The sequence below is a fragment of the Brenneria salicis ATCC 15712 = DSM 30166 genome, assembly GCF_003315515.1.
Lineage (GTDB): Bacteria > Pseudomonadota > Gammaproteobacteria > Enterobacterales > Enterobacteriaceae > Brenneria > Brenneria salicis.
Genome location: NZ_QNRY01000026.1, coordinates 1 through 20001, shown reverse-complemented (window position 1 = coordinate 20001; position 20001 = coordinate 1). Strand labels below are relative to the sequence as shown.

The window sequence follows — 20001 nt, the reverse complement described above, 5'->3', positions numbered from 1 at the left end:
CCGATATCAGGCGGAAAATCTTGCGATCAAATCAACCCGGCCTGCTGAGCGAAGCGTTGCAGATTATTGTAGCCCAATGTGGCATACGTCAGCGGGTGCGCCACAGAAGGGTCCTGCTCCGCTTCCACCACCAGCCAGCCCTGATAATGATGTTGTTTCAGTATGTTGAACAGCGAGGGGTAATCGACACAACCGTCGCCGGGTACAGTGAATACGCCGCTGAGCACCGCATCCAGGAAGCTGGTTTTGCGATTTTTGACATCCTTCAGCACATCCGCGCGAATATCTTTGCAGTGCACATGATTGATGCGTTTAATCCAACGTTCAGCGACCGCCACCGGATCAGCGCCGGCAAAGGTCAGATGGCCGGTATCCAGCAGCAAGCCGACTTCCGGCCCGGTATGCTCCATCAGATTATCCACATCTTCCGCGCTTTCGATAACGGTGCCCATGTGATGATGATAGGCGATTTGCACGCCCTGACTCTGGGTGTAACGCGCAAACGCGGTCAGCTTCTCGCCGTATTCGCGCCACCGCTCGGCGGGAAAACGGGGACGCAGATGTACCGGCTGTTGCTGGTCGCCGTGAATGGCGCCAGTGACTTCCGCAAACACCAGCACCGTCGCGCCCAATTCATGCAATAACGTCAGGTGATCCTGCACCGCCGCGATCTCTTCTTCCACCGAGCGAGTCAGCAACTCGCCGGAATACCAGCCGGAAACCAGCTTGAGGTGGTGCGCCTGCAAAATCGGCCCCAGCACCTCAGGTTTACGGGGAAATTTATTCCCCAGTTCGAATCCGGTAAAGCCAGCCTGACCGCCTTCTTTCAGGCAGGTTTCCAGAGGGGTTTCCGCCCCCAGCGAGGGCAGATCGTCATTCGTCCAGGTGAGTGGATTAATACCAAGTTGAACAGCCATAGTCGTTTCCCTTAATCATACTAGTGAGGATGTCCGGCTACCCGCGCTGACGCCATAAGGCAATCAGTTGCAGGTAGTTATGTTTAATTTGTTCAATCAGTTGTTCATCGTCGATCGCGCCTTTCAGCCACTGTTGCGCGGGCTGGGCAAACAGCGTGCGTCCAACGGCAAAGCCTTTCACAATCGGGAAGCCGACGGCGGCGTTGAACGCCTGACGCAAACTTTCCAAAGGTGCGTCCAGCCCCAAAATCACCACGCCGCGGCAGTACGGATCGCGCTGCGCCAGAATCGGCGTCAGTTGCGCCCATCCGCTGGCCGACAGCGGCGGCAGCTTCCACCAATCAGGGCGGACGCCAAGGTTGTAGAACCGCTGGATCGCCCGCAGATAGAGTTCGTCGCTGTGCGGCCTCCCGCTCGGCAGAATGACTTCCAGCAACAGTTCATGACCGGATTTACAGCAGGCCTGATACACCTCCAGCACTTGCATTTCCTGCTCGCGCCGCAACGCGTGATTGTCTTCCGGGTGGAAAAACACCAGACATTTCACCACCTGCTCCAACGGCCAGTTGATCAACTGAGAACCGATATTGCCGTATTCCATCGCCAGCGGGCGCGATCCCGGCAGTTCAATCGGTCGCCCAATCCACCAGCCCTGGCCGGTAATGGCGTTCAGCGCATCCTGCCCGAACGTGCCGTCGCACAGCAGCCCGGATTGGCCTTCCAGCCCGGCCTGCCGCGAGGTTTCGTAACTGGCCTGAAGGATCAGTTTTTTAAGCGTCGGGAGGCGGCTCATCGGCGCGCCGCAGTTCAGCGCCATATCTTCAAGCTGGCTGCGATGGTCAAAGGCCATCACACACAGTTCATGCCACTGTTTACGGCGCGTCGTGACGCGATGCAGATGGTTCAGTTCGCTATCCAGATCGGGACGGGGAACCTCGGACGCCCGCGCCAGATAGTTATCCAGTTCAATCCGGCTTGGCATGGCGGGCGCGCAGCCGTGACGCGAGACCACCAGCGCGCCGCACGCATTGGCGTAAGTACAGGCTTTCTCCCAGCCTTCGCCGCTGAGATAACCGCGCAGCAGACCGGACATAAAGGCATCGCCTGCCCCCAGCACATTCAGGACGTCCACCCGCACCCCCTTGATGGTGATGCCTTTATCCAGATGATCCGGGATGGTGTCGGTAAACACCGAACAGCCCAGCGCGCCGCGCTTGCAAACCAGTTCCGCCTGCGTGTGCGCCCGTACCGCACGCAGCGCCTGCAACGTATCGGTACTGCCGCCCGCGATATGAAACTCTTCTTCGGTGCCGACAATGACATCAAACAACGTCAGCACCTGCTGCAATTGCGCGGTCACCTGTTCGGCGGCGATAAAGCGCGTTTCACCATCCCCCAGCGAAGTGAGTCCCCACAGTACCGGGCGATAGTCGATGTCCAGCACCGTCTTGACGCCGTTGCGCCGCGCATAGCCCAGCGCGGTCAATACCGCTTCACGCGTGTACGGATGCGAAAGGTGCGTGCCGGTGATCGCCAGACAGCGGGAAGAAGCGATGTACTCTTCCGTAAAATCCTCTGGCGCAATGGCCATGTCAGCGCAGTTGTCACGGTAGAAAATCAGCGGGAAGGTTTCACGATCTTTAATGCCCAGCAGCACCAGCGCCGTCAGCCGCTCTTTATCGGTAATCAGATGACTGGTATCGCAACCCACCTGATTTAGCTCCTCGCGCAGGAATCTACCCATATGTTCATCGCCGACCCGCGCCAGCATTGACGAACGCAAACCTTGTCTGGCAGTGCCGTAAGCCACGTTGCCGGACGATCCGCCCAGATATTTGGCGAAGCTGCCCATATCTTCCAGACGCGAACCAATCTGCTGCCCGTAGAGATCGACAGCCACCCGGCCCATGCAGATCACATCAAATGTCTTTTCCTTACTCATACGTCAACACCCTGTAAATAAAAAAGAAATTAAATTAGATTGTTGACAGGCCCATCAAACGATGGTTGCCGTTGATCCCATCAGCCAATTTCGTCTACCGTCACCCAACGTGACATCTGGTGTGACAGAACAAATCTGGTGTGACAGAACAATGGCATCCAGAATGCATGAGACTTTCCATCCCTCTTCAAAATCCGGCCACAGCGGTAGATCGGCGGTGATACCGTCAATCAGATCATGGACTTCCACCGTCTTTTGATCGTTAAACCCGATACCGTGTCCGGCGCCGATATAAAACGCCGCATATAATCCGGGTGCAACGGGCCGGTCAGCAGGGTTCAGCCTGTGTCTGTCAGATGGCGCCGCGACGACTCTTGGCGTAGGTATCAAACGCCACCGCCAGGACAATAATCAGACCGGTGATAATCTGCTGGTAGTAGGCCGAAACATTCATCAGCACCAGACCGTTAATCAGAATCCCCATGATGATCGAGCCGATAATCGTGCCGCTGATACGGCCATATCCGCCCATCAGCGAGGTGCCGCCGATCACCACCGACGCGATGACGCGCAGTTCAAACGTGATCCCGGCGACCGCTTCCGCGCTGCCCAGACGGGCGCTGAGAATGAAGCCCGCCAGCCCAGCCAGACAGCCGATCGCCACATACACGCTCACCAGCACCCGCTGCACATTGACGCCCGCCAACCGTGCGGCTTCCGTATTGCCGCCGATGGCGTAGACGAACCGTCCCCAGCGGGTTTTATGCAGCGCCAGAAAACCCGCCAGCGCCACCAGCGCAAAAATCCAGATGGGTACGGAGATGCCCAATATTTCTCCACGTCCCCACCAGCGGTATCCGGCATCAAATCCGGCGATGGGCGCGCCGTCGTTTATGACCAGCGTCAGACCACGCCAGATGGTCATTCCGCCCAGGGTGACGATAAACGGCGGCAGACGCAGGCGAGTGACGCCCAGCCCATGCAAAAACCCAATCAACGTGCCCATCGCCAGACAAACGCCCAGTCCAACCAGCCAACTCATGCCGTACCAGGCATCAGGATCGACGGTGGTGAAGTTATCGCCTTTGATGAGTGACGCCGCCGTGATCGCGCAGACCGCCAGAATGGAGCCCACCGACAGATCGATGCCTGCCGTCAGAATGACGAAGGTCATCCCCACCGCCATGATGCCGTAGATGGAAACCTCGGTAAGAATATTGGTGATATTGCGCTCGGTCAGAAAATTGCTGTTCTGAGACTGAAAGAAAATCAGCAATAAAATCATAAAAATAAACACGCCAAAACGTTCAAAAAACGCAATGGGATCGAAACGTCCGGGATTGCTGGACGGTACGCTGATCTTAGAAAGCGGCTGCTGCGACATGCGTCACCTCCGTTATGCTGCGTGTTGTGCATCCTGACAGATGGCCATCATGGTCATCAGTTTCTCTTCACTGGCGTCATCGCCATGTATCTCTCCGCTGAGACGTCCTTCGCTGAGCGTGATAATGCGATCGGAAATCGCCAGGATTTCCGGCAAATCGGAAGAAATAACAATCACGGCCACGCCCTGCCTGGCCATATCGAATAACACCTGATGCACTTCGGATTTGGTGCCGACGTCAATACCGCGCGTCGGCTCATCAACGATTAAGACTTTCGGACCGAGGGCCATACACCGGGCCAGAATCACTTTTTGCTGGTTGCCGCCGGACAGTTTGCGCACCTCTTGCTGGCTATCCACCATTTTGATGCGCAACGCCTGACGGTAGGACTCAATCAGTTGATCCTCCTTGCGGGTATTCACGAACCAGCGCCAGCACAGCAATGAAGACAAACTGGACAGCGTGATGTTGTCGCGGATGGGTAATCCCAGCACCGCGCCCTCTTTCTTGCGATCCTCAGGAACCAGCGCGAAGCCTTGCGACAACGCATGCATGGGATTGGTGGGGTGATAGGGCTGGCCGTCCAGCAAAAACTCACCGGCGGTGAATTTGTCAGCCCCGAACAGACAACGGGCGATCTCGGTTCGTCCGGCGCCTACCAGCCCGGCGATCCCCAGCACTTCCCCCGTATGAACCTGAAAACTGATATCGTTCAGCGCGATGCCGTGCGTATCCAACGGCGGTTTTTCCCGGCTGAGCCCGTTGACCGCCAGCCGCACCGGTTTATCCAGATGATGCGTTTCACTGGCGGGACGACGGTTGAATACCACATCACGCCCCACCATCAGGCGGATAATCTCTTGGACGTTGGTCTGCGCCACCTCGCCTGAACCGCTGTAGCGACCATCCTGAAAGACGGTGAAGCGATCACACAGTTGGAAGACCTCATGCAAACGGTGCGTCACGTAGATTACGCTGACGCCCCGGCCCTTCAACTCGCGTACCACTCGATGCAGACTTTCTACTTCGCTGTCGCTCAGCGCGGCGGACGGTTCATCCATCACGATCAGACGGGCGTTAAGGGTTAATGCTCTGGCGATTTCCACCATCTGTTGCTGCGCGACGCTCAGACGCGCGACTTGTGTGGTCGGCGTGATATTCAGTTGCAGATAATCCAGTACCGCTTTGGCTTCCTGATTGACTAAGGATGTTTCCACAAACAGCTTGCCGCGACAGGGTTCGCGCCCCAGAAACATATTCTCCGCCACCGTCATATTCGGCAGCAGATTAAATTCCTGATAAATGGTGACGATGCCCTGCTTTTGCCGCTCGACGGGAGAATCCTGCACCGACAGTACTTTCCCGCCGAACCAGATATCACCGCTGGTCTGCGGCTGCGCACCGGCCAGCGCTTTCAGCAGCGTCGATTTACCGGCGCCATTTTCTCCCAGCAGCGCATGAATTTCCCCCGGCATAACCATCAATTGGGCTTTGCTCAAGGCCCAGACGCCGGAAAAGCTTTTGGTCAGGTCGGTAATTTTCAGTAAGGGTTGCATGATGCTTACTCTCCTCAATTACAGGCTTTCCTGATCTAACGTTCCGGCCCGCTCGGTTTTTTCCTGCCCGCTCCCTCATTTCCGCCGCTGGTTGGTCATTCCCGCCTGCGCGGGAATAGCGGGAAGGAGCCGGTAAGCTATTTACCCGCTTTGCTGGTGTTGCCCGCTTCGCTAATACGCTCAGCGTCATTCAGGTTATCTTTGGTAATCATGGTCGGTGGATAGTCGGCGCCGGTGATAGGCGTCTGGTTGCGGATATTGTTGGTCAATTGCGTCAACGCGGTTGTCACGGCGTAGCCTGGACGCTGATCGGCGGTCACCGTCAACCAGCCTTCCCGCACACGGGCCAGCGCTTCCGGCACGGCATCAAAGCCGGTCACCATGATGTCGCCGGGTTTCAGTCCCTGCCCCTGCAACGCTTCAATCGCGCCCAACGCCATGTCGTCATTGGCGGAAAGAATCACCTGCGGACGCTTCGGCAACGATGGCAGAACGCTTTCCACAATGCGCATTCCTTCGGAACGCATCCAGTTACCGGTTTGATCGGCGACAATACGGTATTTGGCGCCGCCTTCCTTCAGGCTGTCACGAATCCCCTGAGTACGTTCGATATTGGAAGAGGAACCAGGTTGCCCGGTCAGCAGGATGATTTCGGCCCCGTCCGGGAATTGGCTTTTGACATAATCCCCGATTGCCTGACCGCCTTTGTAGTTATTGGCGCCAAAATGCGGCACGACTTTTTCCGTTTTCACGGATCGATCCAGTGTGACGACCGGCAAATTGGCTTCCTGAATTTCGGTGACGGCGCTGGATACCGCATTCACATCATTCGGCGATACCACAAAGCCCTTCGCGCCACTGGTGATCGCGTTTTCCAGATCGGCGGCCTGTTTCGGCGAACTGCCCTGACTATCAAGCACCTGCAAATTCACGCCCAGTTCTTTGGCGGTTTTCACGGCAGTGCGCTGCATGTGAACTTCGAACGGCAAGGCCAGGTTGGGCGTACTGAAAACGATCGGCTCATTCTGCGCCTGAGCAAAACCGGAAAGACCCAGCGCGAGGGAGATAGCGGTCATGTTGATTATCTTTTTCATGCGTCTTTTCTCTGCATCAATGGTAGGTGTAGGGTATGAATCGCCGGTCGGATTACAGCGTGATCGCTTTGCCTTGAACCAACGATTCCAACGCTTTATCCGCCAGATAAAGCGCGCGTTCGCCATCCAGCCCGGTGCATTCCGGCTGAACACGGCCATTGAGGACCTCGACAAAATGGTTCCACTCCGCGACATAAGCCGATTGATAGCGTTGCAGGAAGAAATGCTCAGGTTTCGCTGCCAGACAGCCATCGTCCGTCCACTGCTCCACCACGTTTTCACGAATATTGCCGGCGCTCAGTACGCCTCCGGCGCCGTGCAGTTCCAGACGCTGGTCATAGCCATAGCCGGAACGACGGCTGTTGACGATGGTCGCCATCGCGCCGGACGCAAATTTCAGCACCACAAAGGCGGTATCAATATCCCCCGCCTGCCCGATCGCCGGATCGACCAGATTACTACCCTGAGCGAACACCGAAACCGGCTCTTCCCCCATGATGAATCGGGCCATATCGAAATCATGAATGGTCATGTCGCGGAACATGCCGCCGGAAACACGAACATATTCAGCCGGCGGCGGCGACGGATCGCGGGAGACAATCAGCAGAGATTCCGCTTTGCCGATGTTTCCCGCTTCAGACAGGGTTTTCACCCGGCGGAACTGCGGATCGTAACGACGGTTAAAGCCGACAAACAACGGCACCCGCTGTTGCTCCACCACCGTCAGACAATCCCGCACACGGGCGATATCCAGATGTACGGGTTTCTCACAAAAAATGGCTTTGCCGTTTTTCGCCGCCAGTTCAATCAGATCGGCGTGGGTATCCGTTGCGGAAGCTATCAGCACCGCGTGAACAGCGGGATCGCCCATCACTTCATTGATGGTGCGCACCTGGGCGTGATAGCGCTCGGATAAGGCCTGGGCATTGGCCGGATTGGGATCAACCACGGCATAAAGATTGGTTTCTTTGTGTTCAGTGATGTTCACGGCATGGACCTGACCAATACGACCCGCGCCCAATAAAGCGATGTTAAACATAAAGGCTCCCTTGATAGCTGAGTTACTCATGCAAGTTGTTGTACCCGCTATTTTCAAGTTGCTGATTTCGCATCGTCGATTACCAGTGTGCCGACCGGCTGCAATTTAAAATCGATGGGGTACAAATACCGTAAGGTGGAAAACGGAACCACGATTAACAACAGGCTTGACTGCACGTTTCCCTGCCTTTGTTCTTTAGCAAAATGTCTGACAGGTAAAATAAAACATTTATTTTATTTTTAGTTAATTTGAAAGTTATATTTTTGCGTGTCAGTTAACATTTCCGTGACAGATTCAATGATTTTTGTGATCAGAATCACACATTAGATGAAATACAGAAACAAATAGGGCAAAAATGAAGGGATCACAGAAGAAGTGGCATATCAGGGAAATTGCTATCGACAAGCAAAAATGAAACATACATTCCATTTTTGCTCGCTATCCCGCCAGTGGCGACGGCGGGATAGCGTAAACGTAAAACTATGATTGCCGGAAAACCATGATCGCTGGAGAACAATAATCTCTGGAAAACCATGATCACTGGCAAACAGGGATCAATACTGCCGGGCGTCTGACAATTTATCTCTGACCTGGCGCGCCGCGGCTTCTATCTCAGGGTTATCGGCTACCTGCGCCGTACCGGTGCGCCACCATGATTCATAACCGTGCGTCATGGTTTTAGGCAGAACTTTAATATCCAGCAAGACCGGGCCGGGATGCCGCCGGGACATCGTCAACGCTTCCAGCAATGACGCCTCATCATGCACCCGCCATGCTTTACAACCGTAACTCTCGGCATTGCCGGCAAAATCAACGGGTACCAGCGGCCCGCACAGTTGTCCGGTGTCCGGGCAACGGTGGCGATTCTCGGTACAGAAACTCCCCATTCCCTGGCTCATTTGCAGGTTGTTGATGCAGCCAAATCCCGCATTATCAAACAGTAAAACGGTGATTTTTATTCCTTCCTGCACGGCGGTTTGCAGTTCCGTGTGCAACATCAGATACGAACCGTCTCCCACCATCGCATAAACCGGCTGTTCCGGCGCGGCCAGACGCGCCCCGATCGCGGCAGCAATTTCATATCCCATGCAAGAGTAGCCGTACTCCAGATGATAACTATCCGGCGTACGAACCTGCCAGAGACGCTGTAAATCCCCCGGCAACGATCCCGCGGCGCCAACGACGATGGCATCCTCCTCCAGCTTTTCGTTCAGTAGCCCCAACACACGCGTTTGCGTCAGGTGAGTAGCCAACATCCGGCGGTACTCATCAAGCTTATCCGCTAGCCCGTCCACTACCTCTGGAACCCGTTCGCCCGCATCCTGCAAAGTAAACAGCCGGTGTAGTTCGGTTTGCCACACGGATCGCGCCTGCGCGATTTCATCCTGCCAGCGACTGCGATAGTTCACAGCAGTCAGGCGCTGGGACAACATTTCCAGCCCGATGCGCGCATCGGCAATCAGCGGCAGCGCATCCAGTTTCAGCGCATCAAACTCGGCGACGTTCAGCAGCAGAAAATCGACATCCGGGTGCTGGAACAGGGATTTCGAACCGGTGGTGAAATCGGTTAGCCGCGTGCCGACGCCAATCACCAGATCCGCTTCCCGCGCCAGCCGGTTAGCGGGCAGCCCGCCGGTTACCCCAATACCGCCGCAATTGAGCGGATGTGACGATACCACCGCCCCTTTGCCAGCCTGCGTTTCAGCGAAAGGAATGGTGAACTGCTCCGCAAATTGCCGTAACGCCGTATGCGCGCCGGCATAACGCACGCCGCCGCCGCAAATCAGTATTGGCCGCTGTTTGCGCCGGATCAAGGCCGCCGCCGCTTCCAGCCGGGCGACGTCAGGAGGACGGCGTTCAATGTGATGCACGCGTTTACGGAAGAACGCTGCGGGATAATCCCAGACTTCCGCCTGAACATCTTGCGGCAGACACAGCGTCACCGCGCCGGTATCCGCCGGATCGGTCAATACCCGCATGGCATTGATCAGCGCACTCATCAATTGTTCCGGTCGGTTGATGCGATCCCAATAACGGGAGACCGGTTTAAAGCAGTCGTTGGTGCTGATCGAAACATCGTGATACTGCTCAACCTGCTGCAATACCGGGTCCGGTTGCCGACAGGCAAACAGATCGCCGGGCAACAGCAGCAGCGGAATACGGTTGGCGGTGGCGGTGGCGGCGGCCGTCACCATATTCGCGGCGCCCGGCCCGACCGATGAGGTCACGGCATAAATTTTCCGGCGCAGATGTTGCTTGGCGAAACCGGTGGCGATGTGAGCCATCCCCTGCTCATTACATCCCTGATGTACCCTAAGATGACCGGCGTCCTGTTCCAGCGCCTGACCGATGCCCAGCACATTGCCATGCCCGAAAATCGTCATCACCCCCTGCACAAACGGGGTTTCCTCACCATCCACACTGACGTACTGCTGGTTAAGAAACCTGACCAACGCTTGCGCCATGGTCATTCGTCGCGTATCCATCGTGTGCTCCTTCGTATGAGCGCTTTTTTTGAAGATGCCTGAAACGATCAATCACTCCATTGTCGGCATCACGAAGCTGCTGTTGTGTTGTTCAAGACGCACGCTGGCCGGCCAGCGACTGGTGACGGTTTTCATTCGGGTATAGAAACGCACGCCGTCATTGCCATGAACATTCAGCGGCCCGAAAATAGAGCGTTTCCAGCCGCCAAAGCTGTGGAATGCCATCGGCACGGGGATCGGTACATTGACCCCCACCATCCCGGCCTGAACTTCTTCACAGAACTGCCGCGCCGTTTCACCATCGCGGGTGAAAATCGCCGTACCGTTGCCGTACTCGTGATTGTTGATCAGCGTTACCGCCGTCTGATAATCCGGCACGCGCATCACTGCCAGCACCGGTCCAAAAATCTCTTCACGGTAAATTTTCATTTCCGGCGTCACGCCGTCAAATAACGTCGGGCCGATAAAATACCCCTGCGGGTGGCCGTTTACCGACAGCCTGCGGCCATCAATGCGCAACGTGGCGCCCTGATCCACGCCGCTTTGGATATAGTCAGCAATTTTGCGCTTATGCTGAGCCGAGATAACCGGCCCCATTTCATTCTCCTGCCCTTCGACCAGGCCGGGGCCGACACGCATGCCTCGAATCTGCTGCTCCAGACGCTGACACAGCGTCTCCGCCGTTTCATCGCCTACCGCCACCACGACGGACAACGCCATACAACGTTCGCCCGCCGCCCCAAACGCGGCGCCCATAATGGCGCTGGTCGCCATCCCCATGTCCGCATCCGGCATCAGGATACAGTGGTTTTTAGCGCCGCCCAGCGCCTGACAGCGTTTGCCGTGCGCCGACGCCGTTTGATAGATGTACTCCGCTACCGGCGTTGAGCCGACAAAACTCACCGCCTGAACCCGCGGATCGCTCAGCAGCACATCAACCGCCTCTTTGTCGCCTTGCACCACATTGAATACGCCGTCCGGTAACCCCGCTTCCTGCAACAGTTCCGCCAGCATCACGGACAGCGACGGATCTTTTTCCGACGGTTTGAGCACAAACGTATTTCCGGTCGCCAGCGCAATCGGGAACATCCACATCGGCACCATCGCCGGGAAATTGAACGGCGTAATCCCCGCGCATACGCCAAGCGGCTGCATCAGCGAGTAGCTGTCTACGCCCGTTCCCACGTTGGCCGAATGCTCGCCTTTTTGCAGATGCGGGATACCGCAGGCAAACTCCACCACCTCCAGTCCACGCGTCAATTCCCCAACCGCGTCGGAATAGACCTTGCCGTGCTCCTGCGAGATCAGCCGGGCCAGCGTATCCATCCTTTCTTCCAGCAGCGCCTTGAAACGAAACAGAATACGCGCGCGCCGCAACGGGGAATATTTAGACCAGGCGGGGAAAGCGGCCGCCGCCACCCCAATAGCCTGTTCCACCTCGTCGGCACGACACATGACAACCTGACGAATCTGCTCGCCTGTCGCCGGGTTATAAACCGCTGCATAGCGTTGACTGCGGCTGGCGACGACAGCGCCCTGAATAAAGTTAGATACGGTTTCCATGTTTACACCTCTGTGGGTTCTAAAGGAGGACAAAGGGCTGATACCGGATTACAGTATATGAAATAAACGTTTCATTTTATAAAAAAAATAAAATAAATGTTGATTATTGTGATCTGCTACGAATTTTTATGTAAACTGAGTTCAGCGCTTAGGGATGCGACAATCCGGCGATTATCACCACTTCATCTGTCGAGCCGCACTGAACCATATGTTCTGTTTCCAGCCCCCAGAATGAAAAAAACAGTTGAGATAACAAGCTATCAGGCACTGCCAACCCACCTGATATTGAAAAATAACGGGCTGAGATAAATTCTTTTGGGAGAGTATAAATTATGGCAATGGCGACCAGCCTGAGAGAGTTGCAGGAACAAATCCGCGATCGTTACGATACGCTGAGCAAACGGCTACAGCAGGTCGCTCACTATGTGCTTGATAACACCAACAGTATTGCGTTTGATACCGTGGCCGTGATCGCTGAACGGGCCGACGTGCCGCCCTCAACCCTGATCCGCTTTGCCAATGCGTTTGAATTCAGTGGGTTCAACGAGATGAAACAGCTATTCCGTATGAATCTGGTGGAAGAAACCGCCAGCTATACCGATCGGGCGCGGCTGTTTCGGGCGATGGAGTCCGACGCGATACCGGAAACCCCACTCGATATCCTGCATGAGTTCGCCCGGTCGAACTCACAGGCGATGCAGCAATTGGCCGCCCGGACGCCACAGGACGATCTGCAAAAGGCCGTCGATTTGCTGGCCAGGGCGGACACGATTTATGTCGTGGGCCTGCGTCGTTCATTCAGCGTCGCCACCTACCTGACTTATGCTCTCAGTCATCTGGAAAGCAACCCGCTGCTGGTCAACGGGCTGGGCGGCATGTTCCGCGAGCAACTCAACCGCGTGGGTGAAAAGGATATTGTGGTTTCCATCAGCTTTTCGCCCTACTCCGAGGAAACCCTGATGGTCAACGAGATTGCAGCGAAAGCGGGCGCGCGGCAAATTGTGATCACCGACAGTCAGATCAGCCCGCTGGCAACGCTCAGCGATGTCTGCTTTGTGGTCAAAGAAGCGCAGGTAGACGCCTTTCGTTCACAATCGGCCACGCTGTGTCTGGTGCAATCGCTGATGGTTTCGCTGGCCTATCAACAGGGAAACGGCACGAAAAGCGGGGAAGAAAAGCAGCATCGCGCCTGATCGGGTTTAGCGGTCTGCGATAAATAGCTGGCGCGGCGCTTGCGTCAGCCGCTGATGTCCTTGCTCAGTAATGGCAATTGTTTCGCTGAATGCCAATCCCTGCGCATAAATATACATATGGAACACCATGCCGGGTTTCAGACGCCATTCCGCATTCGGTAGGAAGACACGGCTGAAATCGCTGGTATGGGGCGTGGATATCGGATAATAGCCCAGGTTATACCCTGTAATGCTGGCATAATCATCCCGTAACCCGCCAGCAAGCACGGCATCGTGAGCTATCGCATCCACCTCCTTCGCCACCACCCCTGGTCGCATGGCGGCAAATTGTGTGTCCTGAATAGTGATAAGTTGCTCCGCGATTTCTCTCTGCCGCTGCGAGGCCTTACCAATAATGATCGGACGCATCAATCGGGCGCTATAACCATGTAGAATCGGCAATAATTCGGTATGTACGATGTCTCCTTCCGCCAAAGCATGATCATGTAAATTTCCATGCAGAAAACTATTGCCAATCCCCGTGGTGATGATGCCATAACGATAAGAGTCCAGACCGTTCTCCATAAATACCTGATGCACAATGGTCGCGGCTGCCCGTTGCGTTTCCCCGGTCTTAAGTCCGGCACAAGCGGCAGATAATGCGACATCTGCCACTTGCGCGGCTATGGCGATATAACCTATCTCTTTTTGTGATTTGCATTCGCGCAGTTCCCCCAGCACACCCGAAGAATCCAGTAAGGTGCGTTGCGGAAAAGCGCTTTGTAAACGATTAAAACGTTTTACCGTCATAATGTATGAATCAAAATCCACACCGATATTCAACGTCTCCCACCCACGTTCTGTGATCGTATCAATAAGAACATTAAGCGGGTCCTGCCAATCAGAAAAGGTCACCGTATCAGTGACCCAACTATTTTCCTGAAAGGTATGCGCATCCATTGCGCGGAATATCATTACCGGCGCATCCTGCAATGTGAGTAAACATGCCCGATACAGATTCTCTGAAATGCCAAATCCGGTGAGATAATATAAAAACTCAGTTTGATCGACGATCAATAATTCAATGTTTTTCTGTCGCATATAGGCGCGAACAATTTCAACCCGTTGATGATACTCTTCTGGCGTAAATATTATTTCTTTACGACTATTCATCTTATCTTCATCAATTTACTGGAACATAATTATCGTTTTGGCATGAGATTCGCTGTTAACAACATAACCGTCGTAATCATAATTAACAATACGCTCACCGCGGCTATAGTCGGCTCTAATTCAAATTGAATGTTATTCCATATTCTCACCGACAGCGTCTGTGCATTATTTCCCGCCATAAACATGGCAATAAGCAATTCATCAAAAGAACTGAGAAAAGAAAATATCGCGGCGGATATCATTCCCGGCGCCGCAAGCGGAAAAGTAATGCGTCTGAGTACGGTAACGTTGCCGGCACCCAGACTCATGGCGGCGTATTCAAGCTGACTGTCAATCCCCTGTAAGGTTGACGAGATAATGATCGTCGCAATAGGGAGCGAGATAACGGCATGCCCGATAATAATAGCGCCGACGCTGTCAACCACATCAATGGCGGAAAAGAAAAAGAACAACGAGAGCGCTGAAATAATATTAGGAACAATCAGGGGAAGTAATATCAGCGCATAAATAATGCGCTTACCTGTAAAACGAAAACGCACCAATGCCATTGCCATCAACACGCTTAAAAGCATTGCCAGCATAGTCGAGATAAACGCAATACGAAAACTCAGCCATAAAGAATCAAGCCATTCGGCATTGCTCAATACTTTCTCCATCCAACGCAGGGAAAATCCGCTTGGGGGAAAAGCCAGATAGTTCGCCTCGTTAAACGCCAAAGGAAAAATAATGATAATGGGCAAGGCAAGAAATAATAGCACCAGCATTGAGAGTATTAACGACAAAAAGCCAGGCTTATTTCGATTCATCGTTTCGCCTCAAATAAACGTTCCAGTCCGACAAGTCGCTGGTATAACCAGAATAACAACAACGTAAACACTAATAATAACGATGACAGCGCCGAACCAAAGCCCCAGTCAAAATAGATTTCAATCTGGCTTTCAATCACCATAGCGATCATGGTCTGCTGCGGCCCGCCCATCAACGCCGGCGTGATGAAAAACCCCAACGCCATAATAAATACCAGTAATCCGCCCGCGGCGGCCCCCGGTAACGAAAGCGGGATAACCACCCGCCAAAAAGCCCTGAGACGTGAAGCGCCAAGACTTTCCGCCGCGCAAAGCAACGTGGGATCAATACCGCGCATTACACTGTAAAGCGCCAACACCATGTAGGGCAGCAGAATATAGGTCATACCAATCAACACCCCGGTCGTGGTATACATCAGCTTTAACGGTTCACTCACCAAACCAAGCGTGATCAGGGCGCAGTTTATCATGCCGTCGGTTCCCAGCAGCACCATCCACGCATAGGTTCGCACCAATACGCTGGTGAAATAAGGAATGATGACAATAATCAGAAAGATATTGGCAATACGGGGCGTCAATCTTGCCAAAAACCAGGCAAGCGGATACCCCAGCAGCAATATGCTGAGCGTGACCCACCACGCAGTGCGCAGCGTAATCCATAGCACATTAAGCCAGACCGGTTCATGAATAATCCGCAGATAATATTGCCAGGTGAATTCTGGACTGTAGACGCTAAAACTCAGCATTTTTATCAATGGATAGACAAAGAACGCTGACAAAGCCAGAAGTGATGGCGCAAGTAGCAACAACAGCGTCCGGTTTTTACGCGACAACGATAACTTCACGACGAGGATTCCCCGGCAATAACCCATAAATCTTGCGGTTGCCAGCCAAGAGAAACCGTCATGCCGGGCATCAGGGCTTTTTCCAGATGGATGTTCTGGGCCTGAACCAGGAGTTCCGTTGCATCATTGAGTCGCAGCGTCACTTTTACCGTATGCCCCAGATAGAGCACATCGGTAACGATAGCTTTCACCGGTAATATACCCAATGCCGTCAGACGAATTTTTTCAGGCCGTAATACCGCAAGCACCCGCTGACCAGAAGTCAGGCCCGCTACACCTCTGCCACTTATCGTTTCGCCGCTATCCAGCACCACCTGATAGCCACTCGCCTGAACCGCCAGAATGCGACCGCCAATAAAATTAGACTGCCCGATAAATTCAGCAACCCGGCGATTCGCCGGTTGTTCATATAACAATTGCGGAGAGTCAATCTGCGCCATCCGCCCATCCTGCATCACCGCCACGCGATCGGAAAGCGTGAGCGCTTCTTCCTGATCGTGGGTGACAAACAATACGGTAGAGCCGGATGAGGTATGTAATCGCTTGATTTCCAGTTGCATATGCTCACGCAACTTTTTATCCAGCGCGCCCAGCGGTTCATCCATCAACAGGGCCTGAGGTTCATAAATCAGCACGCGCGCCAGCGCAATTCGTTGCTGTTGACCGCCGGACAATTCACGCGGCAACCAATGACCTTTATCGGCCAACTGCACCATCTCCAGTGCATCGGCAACTTTTTTTCGGATCGCCCCCGACGACTCGCCGCGCATTTCAAGCGGGAATGCCAGATTGCGGGCAACCGAAAGATGAGGAAAAAGCGAGTAGTTCTGAAACACCACGCCCAGATCCCGTTTAGCAGGCGGCATATCGGTGACATCTTTTCCGCCTAATAAAATTCGTCCGGCGCTGGGATCGGTAAATCCGCCCACCATCATTAACGTGGTGGTTTTGCCCGATCCACTGGCGCCCAGCAACGTAACGAACTCACCCGGCGCAATCGTCAGATTCAGATTATCAACCGCAACGGTCTGACCAAAACGGCGGGTAATACCCTGTAACCGGATTTCCGTTCCCACCTTGCGGGAACGGAATGACAGATTGGCGATCCCCATTAAGCCTGACCCAGGAACCACTGTTGCCAGACTTTTCCAACCCGATCAAGATTATCTGACCACCACACCGCGTCCTGCACAAAAGAATGAGAAAAATAGGCGGGATTAGAGGGCAACTTCGCCAAATCTTCAGGGCGCACAAAATCGAAGGCTTTTTTGTTGGTGGGGCCATAAGAAATGAATTGAGTCAGTTTTGCCTGTATTTGGGGTTGCAGCGCAAAATCAATCAGCAGTTGTGCATTTTCAGGATTGGGCGCGCCTTTCACCACACTCCAGTATTGTACTTGCTGTTTTGCCTGATTCCATTCGATGGCCAAGGGTGCGCCTTGGTCGATTAACGCCTGCGCCCTGCCATTCCAGATCGCACCAAGAACCGCATCTTTACGTTCCAGTAGTTGAGCAGAGACAGCGCCAGTGTCCCACCACTTTGATACCTGGGGCTTAATTTTATCCAAAGAGGCTAAAGCGCGTTCAATATTAATGGGATAAATATTTGCTTTTTCTACATTATCGGCCAATAAAGCAAACTCAAGTTCGACAGATCCTGAGCGCATATCCGCCAATGTGCGGGGTCCTGGAAAACGCTGAACATCCCAGAACTCTTTCCAGGATTTCGGGTGTATCCCCGTTTTGAATACGTCTGTGTTATAAACCATGACGGTAGCAAATAAAAGATTACCAATCATATTTGGATGACGCAGCTCCGGTAAGATATCATCAGGATTACAGAACTTCATTCCCGAATAATTAATCGGCACCAATGCCCCGGCTTTATCCAAATTGATTTGTATGATGTCGCCCAAATCAAGAACATCAATACTTACTTGACCGGATTTTACCATCGCCAATATCTGTGCCGCTGTAGAGGGCTGAATTTTTACATTAATCCCCGTTTCTGCCGTAAAAGGGTTATATACTGCATTTTCCATGGCTTCCTGATAGGTGCCACCAAGCCCCCGGACAATAACTTCCTGTTTACTTTTAGCAAATACGGCAGGAACAGAGAAAGAACTAAGCGCCATACCCGCACTAATAATCGAACCCTGTTTGATTAGTCGCCGACGGGATGCATTAATACTTTCAATTCTTTCATCCTGACAGGTAGAAAGTAGGATTTTCCTTTTATTACGCATACTCATTATCCTTTGGTATATAGAAAAAACCCTCTCTGGCGTTTAATATTAAAAAAATTTATCATTACCTAACTTTATTATTTTATATTTATTGAAATTCCCCTGGTGTTGTCACTTTTTCCAATGACCTAGCAATTCCCAGACCTTATCTGACTGTCGTAATCTTTCTTTTATGTTTTTCTCATCCAAAATAATCATCTGCGACATTAACCAATCAGCTATTATTATGGTTCCAACTTGTGACCACCACGCGACAGAAGAAGAATTCCTGGCAACATAAAGCGCCTCATCTGCTTCTTGTGCCAAAGGCGACTTCTGTCTATCAGTAAATGCAACAACACACGCGCCTTGTATGCGAGCAAGGTGCATTAATTCAATAGTATATGGAATATAACGCTCATAGCCGATACCAATGAAAACGTCACCTTCCCCGACATGTCTTATACGATCGGCAATATCACCATGTCCAATATCAAGTATATCCGCATGTTTCAGTACATTAAGTTGCATCGCCAGATAAGCGGCCATGGCATGTGTTGTGCCGTGAGCGCAAACCCATATGCGTCTTGCCGAGATCAACTTCTCTGCGATGCGCGAAACCACTTCCGTACTATTTAATTCCGCCGTCTGATTGATTAACAGATTACCATTGTCAAAAACGCGGGTTTTTAATTCTACATCACTGGATGGCATCGCTGACCATTTGAATGTACCGCTTAACCCTGTCTTTTCAATCAAGGCTTCGCCCAAATCCTCACGCAGATGCGCATAGCCACGATAACCCAAAGCACGGGAAAATCTCACTACCGCAGCATCACTGATATCAATGGCATTCGCCAACTGTCTGGCCGTCATAAACGCTACCCGTTCTTTATTGCGCTCAATGTAACGTGCAATAATTTTTTGTGATGGTGTCAGACTTGAAAAACGTTCACCGACCAGCTTTGAGAAATCCATATCGTCCTCATGTAAATCATTCACTACAGTAAATTACAAACATGTTGTGCATGCAACACTAAATTTTTTTTTTTTTATAAAACAAATCATCAATCACAAAATTCCATTGATAGCCGGGGGTTAAAAATTACATTTCATTGATAGCAAGCACAACACATAAATAGCGCCCTAAGCATAATCCATTCATAAAACTAATGCTTATCTCACTGACTAAAATAAGTCATATAAGCTTGCTATATATTAAAAAACTAAATAAATCATCTTGTTATCGCTATTATACTAATAGTGGGAATATACAGGATACGCCCAGGGTCACCTATGTTGTCAAATCATACTATAAACGAAAAAGCATAAATTTTTTCGCCACTGAATATATTTTTCGGGTTACGCAGGCAATACGATATCACTGTCCTTCAGCCTTCCCATATTATTGTACATGGCGCAAGCGGCATCAATCACATGCATGGCGATAGCCGCGCCACTGCCTTCGCCAAGTCGCATCCCCAATTGCAGATAAGGCTCCAGTTGTAAGTGCCGCAAGGCAATAAGAGCGCCTTTTTCCGCTGAGACATGAGAAGGAATAAGATAATTACGCACGGTCGGCGCAATCAGGCAGGCCGCCAGTGCTGAGGCATAAGAGAGAAATCCGTCCAGCACCACGGGGCGGCCTGCCGCCGCCGCCCCCAGCATCACGCCGGCCATACCGACCAGATCGAAGCCGCCTACCCTAAATAACTGCGCCTATTACCGCTCCACTTTTGTTAGTCCAGGTTTGTTGCCTGGGAAAGGTGATGCGGTTTTAATAAATTGTCTGACATTTT

At 52.7% G+C, this 20001-nt stretch carries 15 protein-coding genes and 2 pseudogenes; 1 reads left to right on the top strand and 16 read right to left on the bottom strand.

Going from position 1 to position 20001, the window contains the following annotated elements; genetic code table 11:
- Positions 1–26: 26 nt before the first annotated feature.
- The 9 genes and pseudogenes from iolE to DES54_RS11680 all read right to left on the bottom strand — a co-directional run bounded on the left by iolE (position 27) and on the right by DES54_RS11680 (position 11982).
- Positions 27–917 (bottom strand): myo-inosose-2 dehydratase, encoded by an 891-nt coding sequence (iolE, locus tag DES54_RS11720; protein ID WP_113867583.1) that lies wholly within the window; start codon positions 915–917, stop codon positions 27–29.
- Positions 918–954: 37 nt separating this feature from the next.
- Positions 955–2859 (bottom strand): bifunctional 5-dehydro-2-deoxygluconokinase/5-dehydro-2-deoxyphosphogluconate aldolase, encoded by a 1905-nt coding sequence (locus DES54_RS11715; protein ID WP_113867581.1) that lies wholly within the window; start codon positions 2857–2859, stop codon positions 955–957.
- A gap of 80 nt (positions 2860–2939) precedes the next feature.
- Positions 2940–3197, bottom strand: a pseudogene (locus DES54_RS11710) (Gfo/Idh/MocA family protein); the annotation flags it as partial.
- Positions 3198–3211: 14 nt separating this feature from the next.
- Positions 3212–4243, bottom strand: coding sequence for an ABC transporter permease (locus tag DES54_RS11705; protein ID WP_113867579.1), 1032 nt, complete (start codon positions 4241–4243; stop codon positions 3212–3214).
- A gap of 12 nt (positions 4244–4255) precedes the next feature.
- Positions 4256–5803: a sugar ABC transporter ATP-binding protein gene (locus DES54_RS11700; protein WP_113867640.1), complete on the bottom strand. Its 1548-nt coding sequence runs from the start codon at positions 5801–5803 to the stop codon at positions 4256–4258.
- A gap of 134 nt (positions 5804–5937) precedes the next feature.
- On the bottom strand, positions 5938–6894 hold the full coding sequence (locus tag DES54_RS11695; RefSeq protein WP_113867577.1) for a substrate-binding domain-containing protein: 957 nt from the start codon (positions 6892–6894) through the stop codon (positions 5938–5940).
- 52 nt (positions 6895–6946) lie between these two features.
- Positions 6947–7933 carry an inositol 2-dehydrogenase gene (gene iolG / locus DES54_RS11690; RefSeq protein ID WP_113867575.1) on the bottom strand — a complete coding sequence of 329 codons (987 nt, stop codon included), beginning with the start codon at positions 7931–7933 and terminating at the stop codon, positions 6947–6949.
- A gap of 554 nt (positions 7934–8487) precedes the next feature.
- Positions 8488–10419, bottom strand: coding sequence for a 3D-(3,5/4)-trihydroxycyclohexane-1,2-dione acylhydrolase (decyclizing) (gene iolD / locus DES54_RS11685; RefSeq protein WP_113867573.1), 1932 nt, complete (start codon positions 10417–10419; stop codon positions 8488–8490).
- A 51-nt stretch (positions 10420–10470) separates the two neighbouring features.
- Complete coding sequence (locus DES54_RS11680; RefSeq protein ID WP_113867571.1) at positions 10471–11982, bottom strand: CoA-acylating methylmalonate-semialdehyde dehydrogenase; 1512 nt, start codon at positions 11980–11982, stop codon at positions 10471–10473.
- A gap of 332 nt (positions 11983–12314) precedes the next feature.
- Between DES54_RS11680 and DES54_RS11675 the strand changes: the two genes are divergently transcribed.
- On the top strand, positions 12315–13175 hold the full coding sequence (locus DES54_RS11675) for a MurR/RpiR family transcriptional regulator (protein ID WP_113867569.1): 861 nt from the start codon (positions 12315–12317) through the stop codon (positions 13173–13175).
- A gap of 6 nt (positions 13176–13181) precedes the next feature.
- On the opposite strand, the gene DES54_RS11670 is transcribed toward DES54_RS11675, so the two are convergent.
- The 7 genes and pseudogenes from DES54_RS11670 to DES54_RS11640 all read right to left on the bottom strand — a co-directional run.
- Positions 13182–14327: a M24 family metallopeptidase gene (locus DES54_RS11670; RefSeq protein ID WP_113867567.1), complete on the bottom strand. Its 1146-nt coding sequence runs from the start codon at positions 14325–14327 to the stop codon at positions 13182–13184.
- 29 nt (positions 14328–14356) lie between these two features.
- The gene (locus DES54_RS11665) at positions 14357–15133 is read right to left on the bottom strand and encodes an ABC transporter permease (RefSeq protein WP_113867565.1); all 777 of its coding nucleotides are present in this window, start codon (positions 15131–15133) and stop codon (positions 14357–14359) included.
- Complete coding sequence (locus DES54_RS11660) at positions 15130–15978, bottom strand: ABC transporter permease (protein ID WP_113867563.1); 849 nt, start codon at positions 15976–15978, stop codon at positions 15130–15132. The genes DES54_RS11665 and DES54_RS11660 overlap by 4 nt, the downstream gene beginning before the upstream one ends.
- Positions 15975–17090, bottom strand: a complete 1116-nt coding sequence (locus tag DES54_RS11655; protein WP_113867561.1) for an ABC transporter ATP-binding protein — start codon at positions 17088–17090, stop codon at positions 15975–15977. Before DES54_RS11655 ends, DES54_RS11660 begins: the two co-directional genes overlap by 4 nt.
- Positions 17090–18223 (bottom strand): ABC transporter substrate-binding protein, encoded by a 1134-nt coding sequence (locus DES54_RS11650; RefSeq protein ID WP_113867558.1) that lies wholly within the window; start codon positions 18221–18223, stop codon positions 17090–17092. The genes DES54_RS11655 and DES54_RS11650 overlap by 1 nt, the downstream gene beginning before the upstream one ends.
- A gap of 111 nt (positions 18224–18334) precedes the next feature.
- A complete protein-coding gene (locus tag DES54_RS11645) occupies positions 18335–19180 on the bottom strand; it encodes a MurR/RpiR family transcriptional regulator (protein ID WP_113867556.1) in 846 nt (281 codons plus the stop codon).
- Positions 19181–19564: 384 nt separating this feature from the next.
- A pseudogene (locus DES54_RS11640) lies at positions 19565–19915 on the bottom strand (nicotinate-nucleotide--dimethylbenzimidazole phosphoribosyltransferase); the annotation flags it as partial.
- Positions 19916–20001: the final 86 nt, after the last annotated feature.